This is a genomic window from Isoptericola sp. b515 (assembly GCF_030588125.1).
In the GTDB taxonomy this organism is placed as follows: Bacteria; Actinomycetota; Actinomycetes; order Actinomycetales; family Cellulomonadaceae; genus Isoptericola; species Isoptericola sediminis.
On record NZ_JAUQYR010000003.1, the window covers coordinates 302141 to 324057 of the forward strand.

The window sequence follows — 21917 nt, forward strand, 5'->3', positions numbered from 1 at the left end:
CGGTGAGCCGCACCGACGCCGGGTGGAGGCGCGCTCCGTCGCGCCGGGGACAGCCTACCGACCTCCGCTACCGCCGCACGCACCGTCCGACTGGTGACCGGAGATGGCCCACGCAGGCCTTGCGACGCGGTATCGTGACGCTCCGTCGGACATCCCTGCCACTGGAGTCAGCCATGGACGAGACCACCACACCGCAGCTCGTTGAGCTGCCCCCCACCTACAACCTGAACACCCTGCTCGCCGACCGGATCTCCCCCGACCCCTCGGCGACGGTGCTCGAGCGCCCCGGGCCGTCCGGTTGGGAGAAGGTGAGCGGCACGGAGTTCGACGCGCAGGTCGTGGCGGTCGCGAAGGGTCTGGTCGCCAAGGGCGTCCAGCCGGGCCAGGCCGTCGGGATCATGTCGCACACGCGGTACGAGTGGACCCTGCTCGACTTCGCGGCCTGGGCGGCCGGCGCCGTCGCCGTGCCGATCTACGAGACGTCCTCGCGGGACCAGGTCGAGTGGATCGTCACCGACTCCGGCACCACCCTCGTGGTGGCCGAGGACGCCGAGATGGCCGACACCGTCAAGCAGGTGCAGGCCTCGGCCCCCACGCTGCAGGCCGTCCTCTCCCTCGAGGACGGCGCCATCGCCGAGCTCACCGCCGCCGGCGCGGAGGTCGAGGACGCCGAGATCGAGCGCCGCCGGGCCGTCGCGCAGCTCGACGACGTCGCCACCATCATCTACACCTCCGGGACCACCGGGCGGCCCAAGGGCGCCGAGCTCACGCACGGCAACTTCGCGCTGCTCACGAAGAACGCCGTCGCGGCCCTCCCCGAGGTCTTCGAGCAGGACGGCGGGCGCACCCTGCTGTTCCTGCCGCTCGCGCACGTCTTCGCCCGGTTCGTCGAGGTGCTCGCCATCGCCGGCGGCACCGTGCTCGGCCACTGGGGCGACACCAAGACCGTCACCGAGGGCCTGGCGGAGTTCAAGCCCACCTATGTGCTCGCGGTCCCGCGCGTCTTCGAGAAGGTCTACAACTCGGCCGAGCAGAAGGCCGCGGCCGGCGGCAAGCTCAAGATCTTCCACTGGGCGACCGCCACGGCCATCGAGTGGTCCCGCGCGCAGGACACCGGCGGCCCCTCGTTCTGGCTGAACCTGCAGCACACGGTCGCGGACCGGCTGGTCTACAAGAAGCTGCGCGCGGCGCTGGGCGGCGAGGCCCGCTACGCCGTCTCCGGCGGCGGCCCGCTGGGCGAGCGGCTCGGCCACTTCTTCCGCGGCATCGGGCTGACGATCATCGAGGGCTACGGCCTCACCGAGACGACGGCCCCGACCTCCGTCAACCGACCCAGCAACAACCGCATCGGCTCCGTCGGGGAACAGCTGCCGGGCTGCGGGGTCAAGATCGCCGAGGACGGCGAGATCATGCTGCGCGGCGTGCAGGTGTTCAAGGGCTACCACGACAACGCCGAGGCGACCGCGGAGTCGTTCGACGGCGAATGGTTCCGCACCGGTGACCTCGGCTCGCTGGACGACGACGGCTTCCTGCGGATCACCGGTCGCAAGAAGGAGATCATCGTGACCGCGGGCGGCAAGAACGTCGCCCCCGCCGAGCTGGAGGACCGCATCCGCGCCCACGCGCTGGTCAGCCAGTGCGTGGTCGTCGGTGACAACCGCCCGTTCATCGGCGCGCTGATCACCCTCGACCCGGACGGCCTGCCCGGCTGGTGCAAGATGCACGACAAGCCGACCCTGTCGGTCGAGGAGGCCAAGTCGGACCCGGACGTGCTGGCCGCGCTCGACCACGCCGTCACGCGGGCCAACGAGGCGGTCTCGCGCGCCGAGTCGATCCGCAAGTTCTCGGTGCTGCCCGAGGACCTCACCGTCGAGAACGGCTACCTCACGCCCTCGATGAAGGTCCGGCGCAACGTCGTGCTCGACGACTTCTCCGCCGACATCGACTCCCTCTACCAGGACACGCGCACGCAGTCCCCCGCCTGACCGTGCGGCCGGGCCGGCACCTCGCCGGCCCGGCCCCACCGTCGGCACCGCCGCCCCGACCTGCTGTCGGTGGCGGCCGCTAGCGTCCCCGCCATGTCGATCACGTCCACCCGTGGGCAGCCGGGGACGAGCGTCCAGCCGTCGTTCGCCGACCTGGGGACCCCGCTGCAGGACGTCACCTTCGTCGTCGTCGACCTGGAGACCACGGGCAGCCGTGCCGACGACGCCGGGATCACCGAGATCGGCGCGGTCAAGGTCCGTGGCGGCGAGGTGCTCGGCGAGTTCCAGTCGTTGGTCAACCCCGGGCGGCCGGTCCCGGCGTTCGTGGCCCGCCTGACGGGCATCACCACCACGATGGTCGCGACCGCACCGGACCCCGACCTCGTCCTGCCCAGCTTCCTGGAGTTCGCGCACGACGCCGTGCTCGTGGCGCACAACGCCCCGTTCGACATCGGCTTCCTGCGGGCGGCCTGCGCCGAGCTGGGCTACGCCTGGCCGGGTTTCGCCGTCGTCGACACTCTCCCGCTGGCCCGGCGCGTCGTGACGCGCGACGAGGCCCGCAACCACAAGCTGTCCACGCTCGCGGCGCTGTTCCGGGCCGGCACCTCCCCCGACCACCGCGCGCTCGCCGACGCCCGCGCGACGGTGGACGTGCTGCACGGCCTGCTCGAGCGGCTCGCCCCGCTCGGCGTGACCCACCTGGAGGACCTGGCCACGGCGTCCGACCCGGTGCCGGCGGACGTGCGGCGCAAGGCCACCCTCGCCGACGGCCTGCCCTCCTCCCCCGGCGTGTACCTGTTCCGGGGACCGGACGACGAGGTGCTCTACGTCGGCACCTCGACCAACATCCGTCAGCGCGTGCGGTCCTACTTCACCGCCGCCGAGAAGCGCCGGCGCATGACCGAGATGGTGCGGATCGCCCACGCCGTGACGCCGGTCGTGTGCGCGACGCCGTTGGAGGCCCGGGTGCGCGAGCTCCGCCTCATCGCGGAGCACGCCCCGCGCTACAACCGCCGGTCCAAGCACCCCGAGCGACGGTCGTGGGTCCGCCTGACCGACGAGGCCTACCCCCGGCTCTCGGTGGTCTCCGAGGTGCGCGGCGACGCGCCCCACATCGGCCCGTTCACCTCGCGCCGCACGGCGTCGGCCGCCGTCGAGGCCGTGCACGACGCCCTCAGCCTGCGGCAGTGCACGCAGCGCCTGCCCCTGGTGGCCCGGGAACGACGCAGCCCGTGCGCGCTGGCCGGGCTGGACCGGTGCTCGGCGCCCTGCACCGCCGTCGAGACGCCCGACGTCGGCTACGCCGCCGTCGTGGCGGAGGCGACCGCGGCGCTGACCGGTGACCCCGGGGTCGTGGTGCGGGCCCTCGGCGAACGGGTCGCCCGCCTGGCCGCCCAGGAACGGTTCGAGGAGGCCGGGCAGGTCACGGCCCGGCTGCGTGCCTTCGTCGGCGGCGCGGCGCGTGCCCAGCGGCTGGACCCGCTGAGCCGGTGCGCGGAGCTCGTCGCCGGTCGGCCGACGCCCGCGGGCGGCTGGGAGCTGGTCGTGGTGCGGCACGCCCGGCTGGCCGCGACGGCGGTCACCGGCGCCGGCGAGGACCCCTGGCCCGTCGTGCACGCCCTGCGGGCCACGGCGGAGGTCGTCGACGCGCCGACGCCGCCGGCCCCGGCGTGCCATCCCGAGGAGGCGGCGCTGATCCTGGACTGGCTCGACCAGCCCGACGTCCGCCTGGTCGACGTCTCGGACCCGTGGACGTGCCCGGTCCGGTCCGCCGTCGCGCACGCCGATCTCGACGACGTGGCGGCCACGGTCGCGCTGGCCGTGGGCGAGGCCGCCGATACGATGGCCGCATGCTGACCGCCATCGTGCTGATCGACACCGCCGCCGACCAGATCCCCGAGGTCGCGTCCCGCGTCACCGACCTGCCCGGCGTGAGCGAGGTCTACTCGGTCACCGGCAAGGCGGACCTCGTGGCGATGGTCCGGGTGAAGGAGCACGACGCCCTCTCCGACGTCATCGCCGACGGGATCAGCAAGGTCCCGGGCGTGCTGCGTACCGAGACGCTCATCGCGTTCCGCGCGTACTCGCACCTGGACCTCGAGCAGGCCTTCGCCCTCGGCCTGGACGACTGACCGGCGCGGGCCCCCGCGGGTCCCGGGTCCTCAGTGCTGCGTGGCCTCGACCCACCGCGCGAGCACGTCGGCGGCGCCGCCCTCGTCGACGCTGCGTGCGGCATGCGCGGTGCCCGCGGCGAGGCGCTCGACGAGGGAGCCCTCGGCGGTGCCGGGCAGCGACCCGTCCGCGACGAGCGCCGCGGCGGCGTTGAGCAGGACCGTCTCGCGCACGGGGCCGCGGTCGGCACCGGAGAACACCGCTCGCGCCACCTCGGCGTTGTGCGCGGCGTCGCCGCCCCGCAGGTCCTCGATCGCGATGCGGCGCAGGCCCAGGTCCGCGGCGGCGTCGAGGCGCTGCTCGACCACCTCGCCGTCGCGCACCTCCCACACGTCCGCGCCGCCGGTGGCGGCGAGCTCGTCGAGGCCGTCGTCGCCGCGGAACACCAGAGCACGCGTGCCCCGGGCGGCGAGCACGCCGGCCATGAGCGGGGCCATCCGCGCGTCCGCGCAGCCCACGGCCGTGGCGGCGGGCTGGGCGGGGTTGGTCAGCGGCCCCAGGAAGTTGAACGCCGTCGCGATCCCCAGGTCGCGCCGCGCCGTCCCGGCGTGACGCATGGACGGGTGGAACATCCCGGCGAAGCAGAAGGTGATGCCGACCTCGAGCGCGATCTCCGCGACCCGCTCGGCCGGCTGGTCGAGCCGTACGCCGAGCGCCTCGAGGACGTCGGCCGACCCGGACGAGGAGGAGGCGGCGCGGTTGCCGTGCTTGACCACGCGCGTGCCGGTCCCGGCCACGACGACGGCGGCCATCGTGGAGATGTTGACGGTGTGGTGGCGGTCCCCGCCCGTGCCCACGAGGTCGACCGACGGGCCCGGGACCTCGATGCGCGTGGCGTGCGCGAGCATCGCGTCGGCGAGCCCGGTGAGCTCGGCGGCCGTCTCCCCCTTGGCCCGCAGGCCCACCAGGAAACCGGCCAGGCGGGCCGGCGGCACCTCGCCCGACATGACCTCGTCCATCGCCCAGGAGGTCTCCTCGGCGCTGAGGTCGTGGCCCGCGACGAGTGCGGAGAGCACGCCGGGCCAGGTGGGGACGGTGGGGTCGCTGGTGGGCACGGCGGTCCTCTCCGGGGGTACGCGGTCGAACGAGAAGGTCAGGCCGCCCGGGCCAACGCGTCGGCGACGGTGCGCTGCACCGCGAAGGGGTCGAGCGGGCGCGGCACGACGGCGTCCGCGAGCGACCATGATGCCAGCCAGGCGTCGTCGGGCCGGCCGGTCAGCACCACGACGGGCGGGCAGTCGTAGACCTCGTTCTTGAGCTGTCGGCACAGCCCCATCCCGCCGGCCTTGTCGGCCTCGCCGTCCAGCACCAGCAGGTCGAACCGTCCGGAGGTGACGGCGGAGGTCACGGCCGGGGCGGTGGCGGTCTCGGTCCACTCGATCGGCGGCGCGTCGGCCCCCAGACGAGGTCCGACGGCGAGGCGCACCTGCTCGCGCACCGTGCGGTCGTCGCTGTACAGCAGCACCCGGGGGCCGTTCGTCATCGAGCATCCCTTTCGCAGTCGTTTGGTGGCATCGTGGCACAGGTCCGTCACCTCGGTCAGCACGATGTCGTGGTCTTTTCGTGGCACTGTCCTGCCATCCGTCACGATCTGGGCCCTTGGCCGCCCGTTTCTGCAGATTTCGTGGTGGTCGTCTCCACCGAAACCGTCGTGATGGTCCTCGAACCTCCCGCACGTCGGCCATAATGGATCGCGTGTCGACCGCAACGGCTGCTGCCCCCCACGCCCATCAGCACGTGACCGTGAACCGACCGAACACCGTCTCGGTCGGGACGATCGTGTGGCTCGCCAGCGAGCTCATGTTCTTCGCGGGCCTCTTCGCGATGTACTTCACGGTGCGATCCGTGTTGCCCGAGGAGGAGTGGGCCGCGCAGGCCGACATGGTCAGCTTCACCTTCCCGCTGATCAACACGACCGTCCTGGTGCTGTCCTCGGTCACCTGCCAGCTGGGTGTCTGGGCCGCCGAGCGCTTCCAGCCCGTGCGCACCGGCTCGCTGCTCCAGGTGGGCAAGTGGGGCATGAACGAGTGGATGACCCTGACCTACCTCATGGGCTCCTTCTTCATCGCCGGCCAGATCTTCGAGTACGCCGAGCTGGTCGAGCACGGCCTGACGATCTCCTCCAGCGCCTACGGCTCCGTGTTCTACCTGGCCACCGGGTTCCACGGCCTGCACGTGATCGGCGGCCTCATCGCCTTCCTCTTCCTGCTCGGCCGGTCCTTCCGCGCCAAGCGGTTCACCCACCACGAGGTGACCACGGGCCTCGTGGTCTCCTACTACTGGCACTTCGTCGACGTCGTGTGGATCGCCCTGTTCCTGGTGATCTACGTCCTGAAGTGATCCCTCCGGCCCGGCGCCGTCGCCGGGCCGACGCCCCCGAACCATCCACCTTCGAGACGAGGACATTTACGTGAAGGCACTCGCCGCCCGCCGGCACCACCGGGCCGCCCCGGTCGTGCTGATGCTGCTGGCGCTGCTGCTCACGGGCGGCGTGTACGCCGTCCTGGCGCCGAGCCCCGCCACGGCCGACACCGCCAGCACAGCGAACGACGTCGAAGAGGGCGAGCGCCTCTTCCAGGCCAACTGCGCCACCTGCCACGGCCCGAACGCCGAGGGCACCTCCCAGGCCCCGTCCCTGGTGGGCGTGGGCGCGGCGTCCGTGGACTTCCAGGTCTCGACGGGCCGGATGCCGATGCAGGCGAACGGTCCGCAGGCTCCGCAGAAGCCCCCGCAGATGACCGAGGAGCAGACCGCGCAGCTCGCCGCCTACGTCGCCTCGCTGGGCGCGGGTCCCGCGATCCCGACCGACGAGCAGGTCGACGGGGCCGAGGGCGACGCCTCCAACGGCGCCCTGCTGTTCCGCACCAACTGCGCGATGTGCCACAACGCCGTCGGCGCCGGCGGTGCGCTGTCCGAGGGCAAGTGGGCCCCGCCGCTCTACGAGGTCTCGGAGCGGAACATCTATCAGGCCATGCTGACCGGCCCGCAGTCGATGCCGGTCTTCAACGACGCCAACATCACGCCCGACGAGAAGCGGGACATCATCGCGTACCTGCTCGAGCAGCGCGACGGGTCGGCCGGCGGGCTGACCCTCGGGTCGCTCGGCCCCGTGAGTGAAGGCGTGTGGGCATGGGTCGTCGGCCTCGGGCTGATGATCGGTGCCGCTGTGTGGATCGGAGCGAAGTCCTCGTGAGCGAGAACCAGAACCCCACCCCCGGCCGCGACGTCACCACGACGTCGGGCGCCCAGGACCCGGAGCGTTTCACCGACCCCGGCGTCCCCGCCCACAAGCTGCGGCTGACCGACACCGACCCGGCGGCCCGCCGGCGCAACGAGCGCCTCGTGGTGCTGCTGTTCGCCATCTCGTGCCTCGGCGCCATCGGCAGCATCGTGGCCTACTTCGCGGTCCGTCCCGACGGCACCACCGAGGGCGTCCGCCTGTCGACGATCGCGCTGGGCGTCACCATGGCGATCTCCCTGCTGGGAATCGGCATCGCGGCGATCCACTGGTCCAAGTCGCTCATGAGCGACCACGAGCACGTCGACGAGCGGCACGAGCTCGCCTCGTCGCCCGAGGTGCGCGAGGTCGCCGTCCAGCACCTCACGGACGGCGTCGAGGACTCCGGGATCGCCCGCCGCGGCGTGCTCAAGGGTGCCGCGGTCTCCGCGCTCGCCCTGTTCCCCCTGACCTTCGCCGTCCCGCTGATCTCCAGCGTCGGCGGCGACTGGAACATCTCCAAGTTCCGGCACACCCTGTGGGAGCGGGGCACGCGCCTCGCCTACGACCCCACGGGACGCCCCATCCGAGCTGCCGACCTCACCGTCGGTTCCGCGGCCCACGTCATCCCTGAGGTCCCTCAGGAGTACATGGAGTCGCACGAATGGATCACCGAGAAGGCCAAGGCCGTCGTCCTGCTCGTCCGGCTCAACCCGGAGGACCTGCGCTCCGACCAGTCCCCCGAGGGGCAGACCTGGTCGTACGACGGGATCGTGGCATACTCGAAGATCTGTACCCACGTCGGATGCCCGGTGGCGCTGTACGAGCAGCAGACTCATCACCTGCTCTGCCCGTGCCACCAGTCGACATTTGACATGGCCGATGGCGCGAAGGTCGTCTTCGGACCGGCGAACCGGCCGCTGCCCCAGCTGCCGATCACGGTCGACGACGAGGGCTACCTCATCGCGCAGGACGACTTCGCCGAGCCCGTCGGACCGAGTTTCTGGGAGCGACTGAAGTGAGCACCGACACCACCGCGTCCAACAGCGGCGCTCCGACCACCCCGGCCGGCAAGGCCGCGGACTACCTCGACCAGCGCACCAGCGTCGGTGGCGCCGTCAAGGAGTTCGCGCGCAAGGTCTTCCCGGACCACTGGTCGTTCATGCTGGGCGAGATCGCCCTCTTCTCGTTCGTCGTGCTGCTGCTGACGGGCGTGTTCCTGACGATGTTCTTCGACCCCTCGATGGCGCTCGAGGAGTACCACGGCGCCGGGCCGGAGACGATGCAGGGGCAGCTGATGTCGGTGGCGTTCGCCTCGACGCTGGACCTCTCCTTCGAGGTCCGCGGCGGTCTGCTCATGCGGCAGATCCACCACTGGGCTGCGCTGATCTTCATGGCCGCGATCGTCGTGCACATGATGCGCGTGTTCTTCACCGGTGCGTTCCGCAAGCCGCGTGAGATCAACTGGCTCGTCGGCACCGTGCTGCTGATCCTGGGCCTGGCCGCCGGGTTCTCCGGCTACTCGCTGCCGGACGACGTGCTCTCCGGCAACGGCCTGCGCATCACCGACGGCGTCATCAAGTCGATCCCGGTGATCGGCTCGTACATGTCGTACTTCGTCTTCGGCGGGGAGTTCCCGGGCGACCAGATCATCCCGCGGCTGTTCACCGTGCACATCCTGCTGGTGCCGGCCCTGATCCTCGCCCTCATCGGCGTGCACCTGTTCCTCATGGTGCTGCACAAGCACACGCAGTACCCGGGCGGCGGCCGCACCGACAAGAACGTCGTCGGCTACCCGCTGTTCCCGGTGTACATCGCCAAGATGGGCGGCAACTTCTTCATCGTCTTCGGCATCCTCGCCCTGATGGGTGCCACGATGAGCATCAACAACGTCTGGAACTACGGACCGTACGACCCCTCCCCCGTCGGCGCCGGCGCGCAGCCCGACTGGTACATGCTGTTCCTCGAGGGATCGCTACGCCTCATGCCGGGTGCCGGCATGGAGTGGGTCATCTTCGGCTACACGTTGTCGCTCAACGTGCTGATCCCGGCCGTGGTCATCCCGACCCTGCTGTTCCTGTTCCTGTTCGCGTACCCGTTCGTCGAGGCCAAGGTCACCGGTGACAAGCGCGAGCACCACGTGCTGGACCGTCCGCGCAACGTCCCGGTCCGCACCGGGCTGGGCGTCGGGTTCCTGACCGCGTTCATCATCCTGGCGCTCGCCGGCTCGAACGACCTCATCGCGACGCACTTCGGGATGTCGATCAACCAGATCACCTGGGCGTTCCGCATCCTGTTCTTCGTCGGTCCGGTCCTCGCGTTCTTGATCACCAAGCGCATCTGCCTCGGCCTGCAGCGCAAGGACCGCGAGCTCGTGCTCCACGGTCACGAGACCGGTCGGATCGTGCGGTTCGCCAACGGCGAGTACATCGAGGTCCACCGTCCGCTGGACGAGCAGGAGCGCTGGCTGCGCGTCAACTACACGGCGCACAAGCCGCTGGAGATCGAGCCCGCGACCGACGCCCGCGGCGTCAAGCGCAAGGGCTACCAGAAGGACAAGCGCTGGCAGCGTCTGTCCCGGTTCTTCTACGAGGACCGCGTCGAGCCGGTGACCCCGGCCGAGCTCGCCGCCGCGCACTCGCACGGCGAGCACGACGAGATCGCTGCCGAGAGGAAGTCCCCCGAGGTCACCACGGGGGCGGAGAGCGTCGAGCGGGAGCGCTGAGACTCCTGCCAGGTCGCGACCGAGACCCGCGCACCCATCGCCCGCTCCGGCGGGCAGGGTGCGCGGGTCTCTGTCTATCCTGCACCGGGGGTCGGCACGGCCGACCCACCGGGACGACGAGAACACGCCGCGCACGCCCACCGGGTGTCGTGCGGCCTGACACCGGAGGTACCCAGCATGGCCGTCTACACGCTGCCTGACCTGCCCTACGACTACAGCGCGCTCGAGCCGCACATCAGCGGCAAGATCATGGAGCTGCACCACGACAAGCACCATGCGACCTATGTCTCCGGCGCGAACACCGCGCTGGACAAGCTGGCCGAGGCGCGCGAGTCGGGCGACCTCGCGGCAGTGAACCTGCACGAGAAGAACCTCGCGTTCAACCTCGGCGGGCACACCAACCACACGATCTTCTGGCACAACCTGTCCCCCGAGGGCGGTGGCGAGCCCGAGGGTGAGCTGGCGGAGGCCATCAAGGACCAGTTCGGCTCCTTCTCCGCGTTCCAGGCGCACTTCGCCGCGACCGCGACCGGCATCCAGGGCTCCGGCTGGGCCGTGCTCGGCTGGGACTCCGTCGGCCAGAAGATGCTGATCTTCCAGCTGTTCGACCAGCAGGCCAACGTCCCCGTCGGCATCACCCCGCTGCTGATGCTCGACATGTGGGAGCACGCCTTCTACCTGGACTACCTGAACGTCAAGGCCGACTACGTCAAGGCGTTCTGGAACCTGGCCAACTGGCAGGACGTGGCCGCCCGCCTCGAGCGCGCCCGCACCGCCACGAACGGGCTCCTCACCGCCTGAGCTCGTCCGAGCCTGCGGCCACCGTCACGACGGCGGCCGACGGAGGGCCCCGCACGCCGTTGCGTGCGGGGCCCTCTCGCGTGTCCCCACGACCTTCGAACTGCCCCGAGAACGCGTCTGCGCGCTTCTCCGGGCCGCTCGGCCTGGGCAGCACGGGGAGTCTGCGCTGCGCCTTCTGCGCGGGTCAGGGCGGCCTGTGGCGGGTCAGGGCAGTGCTGCGCGGGTCAGGGCGGCACAGGGCCGATCGAGGCCCTCTGGCGGGCCGGCACGCCTGGCCGTGGACGCCCCCCTCTCCCCTGGTCCCGTCCGAACGACGGTGTCCGGGCGCGGGCACGCCTGGCCGTGGACGCCCCCTCTCCCCTGGTCCCATCCGAACGACGGTGTCCGGGCGCGTCATGGCGAGATGGGCCGGTTGCACTCGCTCCCCGCAGTCCTGACTCGGCGAGAAAAGCCCTGACTCGGCGAGAAAAACCCTGAGTCGGCCGGAGAGGTCCTGAGTCGGCGCAGGGCGGCCTGACTGGCGTGGAGGGGCCTCGGGCCAAGGCGGGGCCGGGAGGCGACAAGAGGCGCCCCGCACCAGACGGTGCGGAGCGCCTCTCGGGAGATGCTGACGATCAGTGGGCGTGCTGGCCCCGGCTGAACTCGAAGACCCAGCCGACCAGGCCGACGATCCCGATGATCGCGCCGATGTAGAGCACCCACCAGCCCACGGCCAGGCTCAGGAAGCTGACGGCGGCGGCGATGCCGAGCACCAGGGGCCACCAGGACCACGGGGCGTAGACGCCCTGGTCGCCGGCGCCCTGCTCGATCTCACCGTTCTCGTCGTCCTCCGGACGCGGGTCGGTGTGCTTGGCCTGGACGACCAGGTAGGCACCGATCATCGCCATGAGAGCACCGACGAGCGGGATGCCAAGGTACCCGACCGGCTCGGTGAAGCCGCTCCAGAGGCCGTACACCACGCCGACCAGCACGAAGAACGGTGCCGTCCAGACGAAGAGGCGGATCTCGATCTTCACTTGGTGTCCTCCTCGCCCTCGGCGGGGCGGTCAGCGTCGACGACGGTGGTGCTCGACTGGTGCTTCTCCGGGTAGTCCTTCCAGCTGAGCTCCTCGACCATCTCGTACTGGCCGGTCCGGTCCGCGCCGCCGTAGACCTGGTCCAGGGCGCCCTGGTTCAGGTGCGGGTCCTCCATCGCCGCGACCTCCGGGTGGTGGAGGTCGAACGCCGGCGACTCGGAACGGATCCGCGGCAGCGAGGTGAAGTTGTGCCGCGGCGGCGGGCAGGACGTCGCCCACTCGAGGGAGCGGCTGTAGCCCCACGGGTCGTCCACGGTGACCTTCGGCGCGTTGCGCCAGGTCGTGTACACGTTCCACAGGAACGGCAGCGTGGACGCGGCGAGGATGAACGCCCCGACCGTCGAGAGCTGGTTCTCCCAGGTGAAGCCTTCCTCGGGCAGGTAGTCGGCGTAGCGGCGGGGCATGCCCTCGACGCCGAGCCAGTGCTGGACGAGGAACGTCATGTGGAAGCCGACGAACAGGATCCAGAAGTGGATCTTGCCGAGGCGCTCGTTGAGCATCCGCCCGGTGAACTTCGGCCACCAGAAGTAGAAGCCGGCGAACATCGCGAAGACCACGGTGCCGAAGACGACGTAGTGGAAGTGGGCGACGACGAAGTACGAGTCCGACAGGTGGAAGTCGAGCGCCGGGCTGGACAGGATGATGCCGGTCAGACCGCCGAAGAGGAAGGTCACCAGGAAGCCGATCGACCAGAGCATCGGCGTCTCGAAGGTGAGCTTGCCTCGCCACAGGGTGCCGATCCAGTTGAAGAACTTCACACCGGTCGGGATGGCGATGAGCATCGTCATGAACGCGAAGAACGGCAGCAGCACCGCACCGGTGACGTACATGTGGTGGGCCCACACCGTGACCGACAGGGCCGCGATCGCGATGGTCGCGTAGACCAGACCCTTGTAGCCGAAGATCGGCTTGCGGCTGAACACCGGGAAGATCTCGGAGACGATGCCGAAGAACGGCAGCGCGATGATGTACACCTCGGGGTGGCCGAAGAACCAGAAGAGGTGCTGCCAGAGCACCGCTCCCCCGTTGTCCGGGTTGAACACCTGGGCGTCGAACCGGCGGTCGGCACCGAGCGCGAAGAGCGCGGAGGCCAGCGGCGGGAAGGCCATGAGGACCAGCAGGCTCGTCACCAGGGTGTTCCAGGTGAAGATCGGCATCCGGAACATCGTCATGCCCGGGGCGCGCATGCAGATGATCGTGGTGATGAAGTTGACGGCACCGAGGATGGTGCCGAAACCACCGAGGGCGAGGCCGAAGACCCACAGGTCACCGCCGAGCCCTGGACTGAAGGTCGTGTTCGACAGCGGCGCGTAGGCGAACCAGCCGAACGAGGCGGCCCCCTGCGGCGTGAAGAAGCCGCCGGCCGCGATGAGCCCGCCGAACAGGAACATCCAGTAGGCCAGCATGTTCAGCCGCGGGAACGCGACGTCGGGCGAGCCGATCTGCAGCGGCATGATCACGTTGGCGAAGCCGGCGAACAGCGGCGTCGCGAACAGCAGCAGCATGATCGTGCCGTGCATCGTGAAGAGCTGGTTGTACTGCTCCTTGCTCTGCACGAGCTGGATGCCCGGCGCGAAGAGCTCGGCGCGGATGAGCAGCGCGAGGATGCCTCCCACGGCGAACCAGAAGAACGACGTGATGAGGTACATGTAGCCGATCGTCTTGTGGTCGGTGGAGGTGATCCACTTGACCACGGTGCGACCCAGCGTCTGTCGCCTCGGCTGCAGGCCGGGGATGGCCTCGGCGGCGCCGTAGGCGGTCTCGGTGGTGGCCATCAGCCCTCGACCTCCGGGATCGTCTCTTCACTGGAGTACTCGGAGCTCTGCTGGCGGTTCAGGTCCAGGCCGAGCTCGCCGGTCTGGCCCTGGGCGCGCAGCTCCTCCATCTGTGCGTCGTACTCGGCACGGTCGACGACCTTGACGTTGAAGAGCATCCCGGAGTGGAACTCACCGCAGAGCTCGGCGCACTTGCCGGCGTAGGTGCCTTCACGCTCGGGGACGACCTGGAACGTGTTCGTCTTGCCGGGGATCATGTCCATCTTGAACAGGAAGGCCGGGATCCAGAACGAGTGGATGACGTCGCGGGAGTCGACCGTGAACTCGACCCGCTCACCGACGGGCAGGTAGAGCGTCGGCAGCTCCTCGGCCGTGCCGGGCGCGCCGTCGACGGTGTCCTCGGCGGTCACCGAGCCGGGCTCGAGCAGCTGCTGGCCGGTCTCGTAGACGTCGTCGTCGAGGTAGTTGAAGTCCCAGCTCCACTGCTTGCCGATGACGTGGATGTTGACGTCCGGCTCCTCGCTCGTGTCGAGGATCGCCGTCATGTCGCGGTTCGTGTAGAAGAACAGCACCAGGATCATGAGCGTCGGCACGATCGTGTACATGATCTCGAGCGGCATGTGGTAGCGGGTCTGGACCGGCAGCCGGTCGTCGCCGCGGCGCTTCCGGTACGCGGCGACGCACCAGAGCATGAGGCCCCAGGTGATGACGCCGACGGCGAGCGCGGCGACCCAGGAACCGTTCCACAGATTCATGATCCGCTCGGTCTGGTTGGTCACCTGGCCGTCGGTGTAGCCCGGGAGGTAGCCGCGCTGGACGGCGTCGCTGGCGCAGCCGGTGGCGAAGGCCGCGACCGCGACGGCGAGCGCCGTCGCACGCAGCGCCATCGACCGCCGGGTGCGGGTGGTGCTCTTCGAGTGCAAGGGAGGCCTTTCACGTCTCGTCCGACCGCTGCGTCCTGAGGCAGGGCGCACGGGTGGGACCTTCGTCCTCGATGGGAGCAGCCTAGCGCGACCTTCACCGTTCCGACGCCAGAAGATCCCCCTTCCTACGTGACGGGATCACCCTGGACGTCGCCATCCGCGATGTTCGCGACGCCTGCGGAACCGGTGTCAGATCGGCCGCCGCTTTCGCGACACCGAAGCCCCCGGCGGCATGATGGTCACCACGCTTCGACGCCCACCGAGAGGCCCTTGTGACACATCCCACCTCGCCGACGCCCGCCCGCACCCACCTGGACAACGGCGGGTCGGCGCCCCTGCACCCGTCGGCGCGGCAGGCCTTCGTCCAGGCCCTGGACGAGGGATGGGCGGACCCCCGCCGGCTGCACGCCGAGGGCCGGCGCGCGGCCGCCCTGCTGGACGGGGCGCGCGAGGCCGTGGCCGGGGTGCTGGGGACCCGGACCGAGGAGGTCCGGTTCACGCCCTCGCACACGGCGTCCCTGCACGCGGCGGTGGCCCAGGTCGCCCGGGCCCGACGGCGGCACGGCGGCGACGTCGTGGTCGGCGCGGTCGAGCGGGCCGCGGTCCTGCACGCCGCCGACCACGTCGCGGCTGCCGCGCAGGGCCGCCGCACGACGGTCCCCGTCGACCGGGTCGGGCGGGTGGACGCCGAGGAGCTCGCCTCGGCGGCCCGCGCGGACGGCGTCGCGCTGGCGGCGCTGCAGGACGCCAACGGCGAGGTCGGTACCCGCCAGCCGGTCGCCCGGGTCCACGCCGCGCTCGAGGGTTCCGGGGTCCCCCTGCTCGTGGACGCCGGTGCCTCGGTGGGGCACGCCCCGCTGCCGACGGCGTGGGACCTGCTGGCGGCCGACCCCGCGGACTGGGGCGGGCCCCGCGGCCTGGGGATCCTCGCGGTGCGCCACCGCACGCGCACGGTCCCGGCCGGCCCGGAGGACCCCGACCCCTGGGCGCCCGGCGGCGTCAGCGTCCCGGCCGCGTTCGCCGCGGCCGTGTCCCTGCAGGCGGTCGCCCAGGACCTCGCCGCGGAGGACGAGCGGCGCCGTGCGCTGGTCGACCGGATCCGCGACGGCGTCGCGGGCGTGCCGGACGTCGAGGTGGTCGGCGACCCGCAGGACCGCCTCCCCCACGTGGTGACGTTCTCGTTCCTCTACGTCGACGGCGAGGCGCTGGTCACCGAGCTCGACCGCGCCGGGTTCGCCGTGGGTTCCGGGTCGGCCTGCACCGCGGGCACGCTGGAGCCGTCGCACGTCCTGGCCGCGATGGGCGTGCTCACGCACGGCAACGTCCGCCTGGCCCTGGACCGTTCGACCACGGCCGAGGACGTCGAGCGCTTCCTCGCGGTGCTGCCGGGGGCGGTCGCCCGCGTCCGGGACGCCCTGGGGGTGTCCGGGCTGTGAGCGCCGGGCCGGAGGTCGTGGACGCGCGGGGCCTGCGCTGCCCGCTGCCCGTGGTGCGGCTGGCCGCCCACGCGAAGGAGCGACCCGGGGGAACGGAGATCACGGTGCTCGCGACGGATCCGGCCGCCCGGTACGACGTGCCGGCGTGGGCGCGGCTGCGGGGGCACGCCATGGTGGCCGAGGAGCAGCACCCCGGGAACGACGAGACGGACGGCCGGGCCTGGTGGGCCCTGACCGTCCGTCTCGAGGACTAGCGGCTCCGGCGCGCGCGAGCCGGGACGTCGCTCAGCCGAAGGAGCCGCCGCAGGCGCAGGCCTCGCCGGCGTTCGGGTTGTCGATCGTGAAGCCCTGCTTCTCGATGGTGTCCGCGAAGTCGATCTTCGCGCCGTCGAGGTAGGGCACGCTCATGCGGTCCACGACGACCTCGACGCCGTCGAAGTCGCGCAGCGCGTCCCCGTCGAGCAGGCGCTCGTCGAAGTAGAGCTGGTAGATGAGCCCGGAGCAGCCGCCGGGCTGGACGGCGACGCGCAGGCGCAGGTCGTCGCGCCCCTCCTGCTCCAGGAGGCTGCGGACCTTGTTCGCGGCGACCTCGGAGAGCTCGACGCCGTGCGTGGCGATCTCGGTGGTGTCGGTCATGCTTCCTCCAACAGGTGGGCCGGTACGGCTGTTCCCGATCCTACGCCCGAATCCCCCGCCCCCGGCGATGTGAGGGACGTCACTCCTCGGGGGCGGCCCAGGCCGGCGCCCACGTGCGCGCGACCCGGCCCACGGCCTCACCCGACGGCGGCTCGCCGATCTCGTGCGCCCCGGCGACCCCCGCCCCGGAGAGCTCGCGGCGGGTCGTCTCGTCCCGCCCGGCGAGCACGACGACGGGCACGGCGTACGGGGCGGCCGCCTCCGCGGCCCGGTGCACCGGGCCTGCGCGCAGGGCGGAGCCGTCCAGGACGGGCGTGTGCACGACGACGAGGTCGGCGTGGGCGACACGCTCCTGCAGGAGACGGACCTCGGGCGGCGGCGGGGGCGGCGTGACGCTCGTCAGCCCGAGGCTCGTCGTGGGGACGAAGACACCGGGCGCCGGAGCCTCGCCGGGGGGTGCGGTCGCGGCCACCGGTCCCGGGGGCAGGACCATCGGCTCGACGACGCAGCGCGGCGCCGCCTCGGTCCAGGCCGCGGCCAGGGGCGTCCAGGGCTCACGGTCGGCGCCGCCGTCGTCGGCGGCTGTCACCAGCAGTACGTGCACGTCACCGATCGTGGCACACGTCGGGACCGTGGGAAGATGATGCCGTGACTGTGCTGAACGAGACGTCGAACTTCACCGAGCCGGCGCCCTCGGCGCTGCTGCTGCTCGGTCAGGGCCGCGACCTCGCCTCCGAGCGCGGGGTGGAGTGCACCGGCGCGCTGCCGGCGCCCTCGGACCCGGACCTGGTGGACCGTGCGCGCGCCGCGCGGGCGGCGCTGGGCGAGCGCGCCTTCGTGCTGGGCCACCACTACCAGCGCGACGAGGTGATCGACTTCGCCGACGTCACCGGGGACTCCTTCAAGCTCGCCCAGCGGGCGGCGGCGCGGCCCGAGGCCGAGTTCGTCATCTTCTGCGGCGTGCACTTCATGGCCGAGTCGGCCGACATCCTCACCGCGGACACCCAGCAGGTGGTCCTGCCGGACATGGCGGCGGGCTGCTCGATGGCGGACATGGCCGAGATCTCGCAGGTCGAGGAGGCCTGGGAGGTGCTGGCCGACGCGGGCGTCGCCGGCGACACCGTGCCGGTGACGTACATGAACTCCTCCGCGGCGATCAAGGCCTTCACCGGCCGGCACGGCGGGACCGTGTGCACGTCGTCGAACGCCCAAGTCGCCCTGCGGTGGGCCTTCGACCAGGTCGGCGGCGTCGACGGCACGGGCAAGGTGCTGTTCCTGCCGGACCAGCACCTGGGCCGCAACACCGCGGTGAACCAGCTCGGGCTGTCCCTGGACGACTGCGTCGTGTTCGACCCGCGCAAGCCGAACGGCGGCCTGACCGACGCCGAGCTGCGCGACGCGCGGATGATCCTGTGGCGCGGCCACTGCTCGGTGCACGGACGGTTCTCGGTGCAGAACGTCGAGGCGATCCGCGCCAAGGCGCCGGACGTCAACGTCATGGTCCACCCGGAGTGCCGCCACGAGGTCGTCGCGGCGGCGGACCGCGTCGGCTCGACGGAGTACATCATCAAGGCCCTCGACGCCGCCGAGCCCGGGTCGACGTGGGCGATCGGCACCGAGCTCAACCTCGTGCGCCGGCTGGCCAGGGCTCACCCCGACAAGCAGGTCCACTACCTCGACTCCACGGTGTGCTTCTGCTCGACGATGAACCGGATCGACCTGCCCCACCTGGTGTGGGCGATGGAGTCGCTGGCCGAGGGCCGCGTGGTCAACCGGATCGTGGTGGACTCCGACGACGCCCACTGGGCCCGGGTGGCCCTCGACCAGATGCTGGCGCTGCCGGGACTCTGACCCGGGGCGCGGGAAGGCGACGCGAGTGAGCACCGACGGCGGGCTGCACATCGGGATCCTGCTGTTCGACGACGCCGACGAGCTCGACGCGGTCGGACCGTTCGAGGTCCTCGCCGCGTGGGAGGAGCACTCCGCGTCGCCCCTGCGGCCGCACGTGAGCACCTTCTCCCGCGACGGCGAGGGCGTGCGGCTGGCCAAGGGCATGCGGATCGTGCCGGCCCGCTCGGCGGACGACGTCGGCCCGCTGCACGTCCTGGTCCACCCGGGGGGCTGGGGCACCCGTGCCCTCGTGGCCGACCACGGGCACCTGGAGTGGTTGCGCCAGGTGCACACCCAGACGCCGGTGGTGGCGAGCGTGTGCACGGGGGCGCTGGTGCTGGCGGCGGCCGGTCTGCTGGCGGGGCGTCCCGCGACGACGCACCGGGACTACTACGACGACCTGGCGCAGATCGACCCGTCGACGGTCATCGACACCGAGGCCCGGTTCGTGGACGACGGCGACGTGGTCACCTCGGCCGGCGCCTCGGCCGGGATCGACATGGCCCTGCACCTCGTGGAGCGCCTGGAGTCGGTGGAGGTCGCCCGGGCGGTGCGGCGCACCCTGGAGTACCCAGGTATCTGATACCGCAGGTCGCTGGTATACCGTCGCCGTATGACGCGGATGATCCAGCTCGCCACGGCCACGCTCCTGCCCCGCCGCCAGCGCCCCGGGATGGGGCCGTTCGACGCCTCGACCACGGTGATGCGCGTCAAGCCGGGCGACCTGGACTTCTACCTGCACGTCAACAACGGCTCGTACCTGCAGATGATGGACGTGGCCCGGTCCAACTTCCTCGCCGACATCGGCGGTCTGGCCAAGCTCCGGTCGCAGGGCTGGTACCCGGTGGTGGCGGCCTCGACGATGACGTACAAGCGGTCGCTCAAGCTCTTCGACCGCGTCACCATCACCAGCCGCGTGATGGGCTGGGACCAGCGCGTCGTCTTCCTCGAGCAGAGGATGACCCGGCGCGACGACGAGCTCTGCGCCCGCGGCTGGATCGCCGCCCGGTTCCTGGGCCGGGACGGCATCCGGGTGGCCCCGCACGACGTCGTGGCGGTGCTCGGCGACGACCCGGACCTGGTCAGCCCCGACCTGCCCGAGGACGTCGCGGCCTGGGCCCGGGCGGTCGACGTCGCGCACCGCGACGTCGACCGCGCCTGAGCGCTCAGCGGGCGGCCAGCCCCCGCAGCAGCAGCGCCTCGGCCACCAGGACCTTGCGCAGCTCGCCCAGGTGCACCGACTCGTTGGCGCCGTGGGCGCGCGAGTCCGGGTCCTCCACCCCGGTCACCAGCACGGCCGCCTCGGGGAACGCCTCGAGCAGGTCGGCGATGAACGGGATCGACCCGCCGACGCCGATGTCCACGGGATCCGTCCCCCACGCCGCGGCGAAGGCCGAGCGCGCGGCCCGCATGGCCTCCGAGTCGTCGGGCGCGCCGAAGGCCTTGCCCTGCTCCCCCGGCGTCCAGGTCACGCGGGCGCCGAACGGGGCGTGGGCGGTCAGGTGCGCCTGCAGGGCGTCCTTGGCGGCCTGCGGTGCGAGCCCCGGCGGGATCCGCACCGACAGCTTGGCCGCGGCCCGCGGGGCCAGCGTGTTCGAGGCGTGCGCGACGTCAGTGGCGTCGACACCGATGACGGCGATGGCCGGCTTGGTCCACATCCGGCCCGCGATCGTGCCCTCCCCGGCCAGCTCGACGCCGTCCAGCACCGAGGAGTCGGCCCGGAAGTCGGCCTCGGCGTAGTCCACGTCGGGCTCGGCGGCGCTGGTCAGGCCCTCGACCGCCACGTTCCCGGCGTCGTCGTGCAGCGTGGCCAGCAGGCGGGCCAGCAGCAGGTTGGCGTCGAGGACGGGACCGCCGAACATCCCCGAGTGCACGGCGTGGTCGAGCACGTCGACGCTCACGACGCCGTCGACGAGCCCGCGCAGCGACGTCGTCAGGGCGGGCACGCCCACCTTCCAGTTGGTCGAGTCCGCCACGACGATGACGTCGGCGGCGAGCAGCTCGTGGTGGTCGGCCAGGAACCGGGAGAAGCTCGGCGAGCCGGCCTCCTCCTCCCCCTCGACGAACACGGTCACGCCGACGCCCGGCTCCTCGCCCAGGGCGGCGAGCGCGCGCAGGGCGCCCACGTGCGCCATGACCCCGGCCTTGTCGTCGGCCGCGCCGCGCCCGAACAGCCGCTCGCCGCGCTGGACGGGTTCGAACGGCTCGGTGTCCCAGGTGGCGGGGTCCCCCGGCGGCTGGACGTCGTGGTGGGCGTACAGCAGCACGGTCGGCGCCCCCTCGGGCGCGGGACGGCGCGCGACGACGGCCGGGGCCCCGGGCTCGCCGTCGGGCCGCTCGGAGCGCAGGATCTGCACCTCGGGCATGCCGGCGTCGCGCAGCAGCGTGGCCACGGCCTTGGCGCTGGTCTCCACGTGCGCCGGGTCGAAGGCGCTCGCGGAGACGCTCGGGATGCGGACCAGGGCCTCGAGGTCGGCCTGAACCGCGGGGAACAGCTCGTCGACGTGCGCGCGCAGCGCGGCGACGTCGCTCTCGGTGTGGGTCATGCGCCCACGGTAACGGGGTGTTCGAAGGCACCCCATGTCTCAACTACCCTGGAGGCGTGTTCTCCCGCAAGCGTGATCTCGCCGATTCCCCTGCCACGGAGCCGTCCGCCTCCTCCGCCGACGTCGCGGGGACGTCCTCCGCCGCCGACAGCTCCGACTCGCCGTCGCGCCCGGGCTCCAAGGGACGCCCCACGCCGAAGCGCAGCGAGTCGCAGGCGAAGAACAAGCGCCCGCTGGTCCCGAACGACCGCAAGGCCGCGCGCAAGGCGAACCGGGAGAAGGCGCGCACGGAGCGCAACCGCGAGTACCAGGCGATGCAGACCGGTGACGAGCGGTTCATGCCGGCCCGGGACAAGGGCCCGGTGCGCCGCTACGTGCGGGACTACGTCGACGCCCGCTGGAACGTCGGCGAGTTCTTCCTGCCGGTCGCGTTCGTGTTCATCTTCCTGAACCTGCTCTTCATCCAGAACCCGACCATGGCGTCCCTCGTGCTGCTGGCCCTGTACGCGGTCGTGTTCATCACGCTCATCGACGTCGTCGTCATGTGGCAGCGCCTCAAGCGCCGGCTGCGCGACAAGTTCGGCACGCTGGGCGTGGACGGCAAGAAGGATTACTACGTCCCCCGCGGCACGATGATGTACGCCGCGATGCGGGCGCTGCAGATCCGCCGCTCCCGGCTGCCGAAGCCGATGCACAAGAAGCACGGGCACTGGCCGGAGTGAGCGCCTAGGGTGG

At 71.6% G+C, this 21917-nt stretch carries 22 protein-coding genes; 14 read left to right on the forward strand and 8 right to left on the reverse strand.

Features of this window, described 5'->3' with window-relative positions:
- Positions 1 to 173 precede the first annotated feature (173 nt).
- The 3 genes from Q6350_RS10405 (at position 174) to Q6350_RS10415 (ending at position 4117) form a co-directional block, all read left to right on the forward strand.
- Entirely contained in the window at positions 174 to 1985 is a 1812-nt protein-coding gene (locus Q6350_RS10405) for a long-chain fatty acid--CoA ligase (RefSeq protein WP_305066113.1), read from the forward strand.
- Between the two features lie 93 nt (positions 1986 to 2078).
- Positions 2079 to 3842 carry a DEDD exonuclease domain-containing protein gene (locus Q6350_RS10410; protein WP_304607025.1) on the forward strand — a complete coding sequence of 588 codons (1764 nt, stop codon included), beginning with the start codon at positions 2079 to 2081 and terminating at the stop codon, positions 3840 to 3842.
- Positions 3836 to 4117, forward strand: a complete 282-nt coding sequence (locus tag Q6350_RS10415; RefSeq protein WP_171248088.1) for an Lrp/AsnC family transcriptional regulator — start codon at positions 3836 to 3838, stop codon at positions 4115 to 4117. The genes Q6350_RS10410 and Q6350_RS10415 overlap by 7 nt, the downstream gene beginning before the upstream one ends.
- A gap of 30 nt (positions 4118 to 4147) precedes the next feature.
- Here Q6350_RS10415 and trpD read toward each other — a convergent pair whose 3' ends face one another.
- Both trpD and Q6350_RS10425 read right to left on the reverse strand, forming a co-directional pair.
- On the reverse strand, positions 4148 to 5212 hold the full coding sequence (gene trpD / locus Q6350_RS10420; protein WP_304604207.1) for an anthranilate phosphoribosyltransferase: 1065 nt from the start codon (positions 5210 to 5212) through the stop codon (positions 4148 to 4150).
- Positions 5213 to 5250: 38 nt separating this feature from the next.
- On the reverse strand, positions 5251 to 5640 hold the full coding sequence (locus tag Q6350_RS10425; RefSeq protein ID WP_305066115.1) for a hypothetical protein: 390 nt from the start codon (positions 5638 to 5640) through the stop codon (positions 5251 to 5253).
- Positions 5641 to 5843: 203 nt separating this feature from the next.
- Between Q6350_RS10425 and Q6350_RS10430 the strand changes: the two genes are divergently transcribed.
- The 5 genes from Q6350_RS10430 to Q6350_RS10450 all read left to right on the forward strand — a co-directional run bounded on the left by Q6350_RS10430 (position 5844) and on the right by Q6350_RS10450 (position 10900).
- Entirely contained in the window at positions 5844 to 6497 is a 654-nt protein-coding gene (locus Q6350_RS10430) for a heme-copper oxidase subunit III (protein ID WP_171248085.1), read from the forward strand.
- Between the two features lie 70 nt (positions 6498 to 6567).
- On the forward strand, positions 6568 to 7350 hold the full coding sequence (locus Q6350_RS10435; RefSeq protein ID WP_305066116.1) for a c-type cytochrome: 783 nt from the start codon (positions 6568 to 6570) through the stop codon (positions 7348 to 7350).
- Entirely contained in the window at positions 7347 to 8396 is a 1050-nt protein-coding gene (locus Q6350_RS10440) for a ubiquinol-cytochrome c reductase iron-sulfur subunit (protein WP_304604208.1), read from the forward strand. The genes Q6350_RS10435 and Q6350_RS10440 overlap by 4 nt, the downstream gene beginning before the upstream one ends.
- Complete coding sequence (locus Q6350_RS10445; RefSeq protein WP_171248082.1) at positions 8393 to 10099, forward strand: cytochrome bc complex cytochrome b subunit; 1707 nt, start codon at positions 8393 to 8395, stop codon at positions 10097 to 10099. The genes Q6350_RS10440 and Q6350_RS10445 overlap by 4 nt, the downstream gene beginning before the upstream one ends.
- A 177-nt stretch (positions 10100 to 10276) precedes the next feature.
- Complete coding sequence (locus Q6350_RS10450) at positions 10277 to 10900, forward strand: superoxide dismutase (protein ID WP_305066117.1); 624 nt, start codon at positions 10277 to 10279, stop codon at positions 10898 to 10900.
- 614 nt (positions 10901 to 11514) lie between these two features.
- On the opposite strand, the gene Q6350_RS10455 is transcribed toward Q6350_RS10450, so the two are convergent.
- The 3 genes from Q6350_RS10455 to coxB are packed head-to-tail and all read right to left on the reverse strand — an operon-like array spanning position 11515 to position 14674.
- Entirely contained in the window at positions 11515 to 11916 is a 402-nt protein-coding gene (locus Q6350_RS10455; RefSeq protein ID WP_171248080.1) for a cytochrome c oxidase subunit 4, read from the reverse strand.
- Positions 11913 to 13751: a cytochrome c oxidase subunit I gene (gene ctaD / locus Q6350_RS10460; RefSeq protein ID WP_171248079.1), complete on the reverse strand. Its 1839-nt coding sequence runs from the start codon at positions 13749 to 13751 to the stop codon at positions 11913 to 11915. Before ctaD ends, Q6350_RS10455 begins: the two co-directional genes overlap by 4 nt.
- On the reverse strand, positions 13751 to 14674 hold the full coding sequence (coxB, locus tag Q6350_RS10465; protein ID WP_246246733.1) for a cytochrome c oxidase subunit II: 924 nt from the start codon (positions 14672 to 14674) through the stop codon (positions 13751 to 13753). The genes ctaD and coxB overlap by 1 nt, the downstream gene beginning before the upstream one ends.
- Positions 14675 to 14946: 272 nt before the next feature.
- Between coxB and Q6350_RS10470 the strand changes: the two genes are divergently transcribed.
- Together Q6350_RS10470 and Q6350_RS10475 are read left to right on the forward strand one after the other, a co-directional pair.
- The gene (locus Q6350_RS10470) at positions 14947 to 16110 is read left to right on the forward strand and encodes a cysteine desulfurase family protein (RefSeq protein WP_305066118.1); all 1164 of its coding nucleotides are present in this window, start codon (positions 14947 to 14949) and stop codon (positions 16108 to 16110) included.
- Positions 16107 to 16364 carry a sulfurtransferase TusA family protein gene (locus Q6350_RS10475; RefSeq protein WP_304604210.1) on the forward strand — a complete coding sequence of 86 codons (258 nt, stop codon included), beginning with the start codon at positions 16107 to 16109 and terminating at the stop codon, positions 16362 to 16364. Before Q6350_RS10470 ends, Q6350_RS10475 begins: the two co-directional genes overlap by 4 nt.
- Before the next feature lie 31 nt (positions 16365 to 16395).
- On the opposite strand, the gene Q6350_RS10480 is transcribed toward Q6350_RS10475, so the two are convergent.
- Both Q6350_RS10480 and Q6350_RS10485 read right to left on the reverse strand, forming a co-directional pair.
- A complete protein-coding gene (locus tag Q6350_RS10480; protein WP_305066119.1) occupies positions 16396 to 16746 on the reverse strand; it encodes an iron-sulfur cluster assembly accessory protein in 351 nt (116 codons plus the stop codon).
- A gap of 79 nt (positions 16747 to 16825) precedes the next feature.
- Complete coding sequence (locus Q6350_RS10485; RefSeq protein WP_304604211.1) at positions 16826 to 17350, reverse strand: hypothetical protein; 525 nt, start codon at positions 17348 to 17350, stop codon at positions 16826 to 16828.
- 44 nt (positions 17351 to 17394) lie between these two features.
- Between Q6350_RS10485 and nadA the strand changes: the two genes are divergently transcribed.
- From nadA to Q6350_RS10500, 3 genes are read left to right on the forward strand one after another with little or no spacing between them, the layout of a single operon-like run.
- Positions 17395 to 18597 carry a quinolinate synthase NadA gene (gene nadA, locus Q6350_RS10490; RefSeq protein WP_171248074.1) on the forward strand — a complete coding sequence of 401 codons (1203 nt, stop codon included), beginning with the start codon at positions 17395 to 17397 and terminating at the stop codon, positions 18595 to 18597.
- Positions 18598 to 18622: 25 nt separating this feature from the next.
- Positions 18623 to 19219 carry a DJ-1/PfpI family protein gene (locus Q6350_RS10495; protein WP_304607020.1) on the forward strand — a complete coding sequence of 199 codons (597 nt, stop codon included), beginning with the start codon at positions 18623 to 18625 and terminating at the stop codon, positions 19217 to 19219.
- Between the two features lie 30 nt (positions 19220 to 19249).
- The gene (locus Q6350_RS10500) at positions 19250 to 19798 is read left to right on the forward strand and encodes an acyl-CoA thioesterase (RefSeq protein ID WP_304604213.1); all 549 of its coding nucleotides are present in this window, start codon (positions 19250 to 19252) and stop codon (positions 19796 to 19798) included.
- Positions 19799 to 19802: 4 nt separating this feature from the next.
- Here Q6350_RS10500 and Q6350_RS10505 read toward each other — a convergent pair whose 3' ends face one another.
- Positions 19803 to 21182, reverse strand: coding sequence for a dipeptidase (locus Q6350_RS10505; protein ID WP_305066120.1), 1380 nt, complete (start codon positions 21180 to 21182; stop codon positions 19803 to 19805).
- A 56-nt stretch (positions 21183 to 21238) separates the two neighbouring features.
- Between Q6350_RS10505 and Q6350_RS10510 the strand changes: the two genes are divergently transcribed.
- Complete coding sequence (locus Q6350_RS10510) at positions 21239 to 21904, forward strand: DUF3043 domain-containing protein (protein WP_305066121.1); 666 nt, start codon at positions 21239 to 21241, stop codon at positions 21902 to 21904.
- Positions 21905 to 21917 lie beyond the last annotated feature (13 nt).

What these genes read in the sequence shown, in the direction of transcription:
- Q6350_RS10405 (WP_305066113.1), top strand. Translation starts at nt 174, where the DNA reads ATGGACGAGACCACCACACCGCAGCTCGTTGAGCTGCCCCCCACCTAC.
- Q6350_RS10410 (WP_304607025.1), top strand. Translation starts at nt 2,079, where the DNA reads ATGTCGATCACGTCCACCCGTGGGCAGCCGGGGACGAGCGTCCAGCCG.
- Q6350_RS10415 (WP_171248088.1), top strand. Translation starts at nt 3,836, where the DNA reads ATGCTGACCGCCATCGTGCTGATCGACACCGCCGCCGACCAGATCCCC.
- Q6350_RS10425 (WP_305066115.1), bottom strand. Translation starts at nt 5,640, where the DNA reads ATGACGAACGGCCCCCGGGTGCTGCTGTACAGCGACGACCGCACGGTG.
- Q6350_RS10430 (WP_171248085.1), top strand. Translation starts at nt 5,844, where the DNA reads ATGGATCGCGTGTCGACCGCAACGGCTGCTGCCCCCCACGCCCATCAG.
- Q6350_RS10450 (WP_305066117.1), top strand. Translation starts at nt 10,277, where the DNA reads ATGGCCGTCTACACGCTGCCTGACCTGCCCTACGACTACAGCGCGCTC.
- ctaD (WP_171248079.1), bottom strand. Translation starts at nt 13,751, where the DNA reads ATGGCCACCACCGAGACCGCCTACGGCGCCGCCGAGGCCATCCCCGGC.
- Q6350_RS10480 (WP_305066119.1), bottom strand. Translation starts at nt 16,746, where the DNA reads ATGACCGACACCACCGAGATCGCCACGCACGGCGTCGAGCTCTCCGAG.
- Q6350_RS10500 (WP_304604213.1), top strand. Translation starts at nt 19,250, where the DNA reads ATGACGCGGATGATCCAGCTCGCCACGGCCACGCTCCTGCCCCGCCGC.
- Q6350_RS10505 (WP_305066120.1), bottom strand. Translation starts at nt 21,182, where the DNA reads ATGACCCACACCGAGAGCGACGTCGCCGCGCTGCGCGCGCACGTCGAC.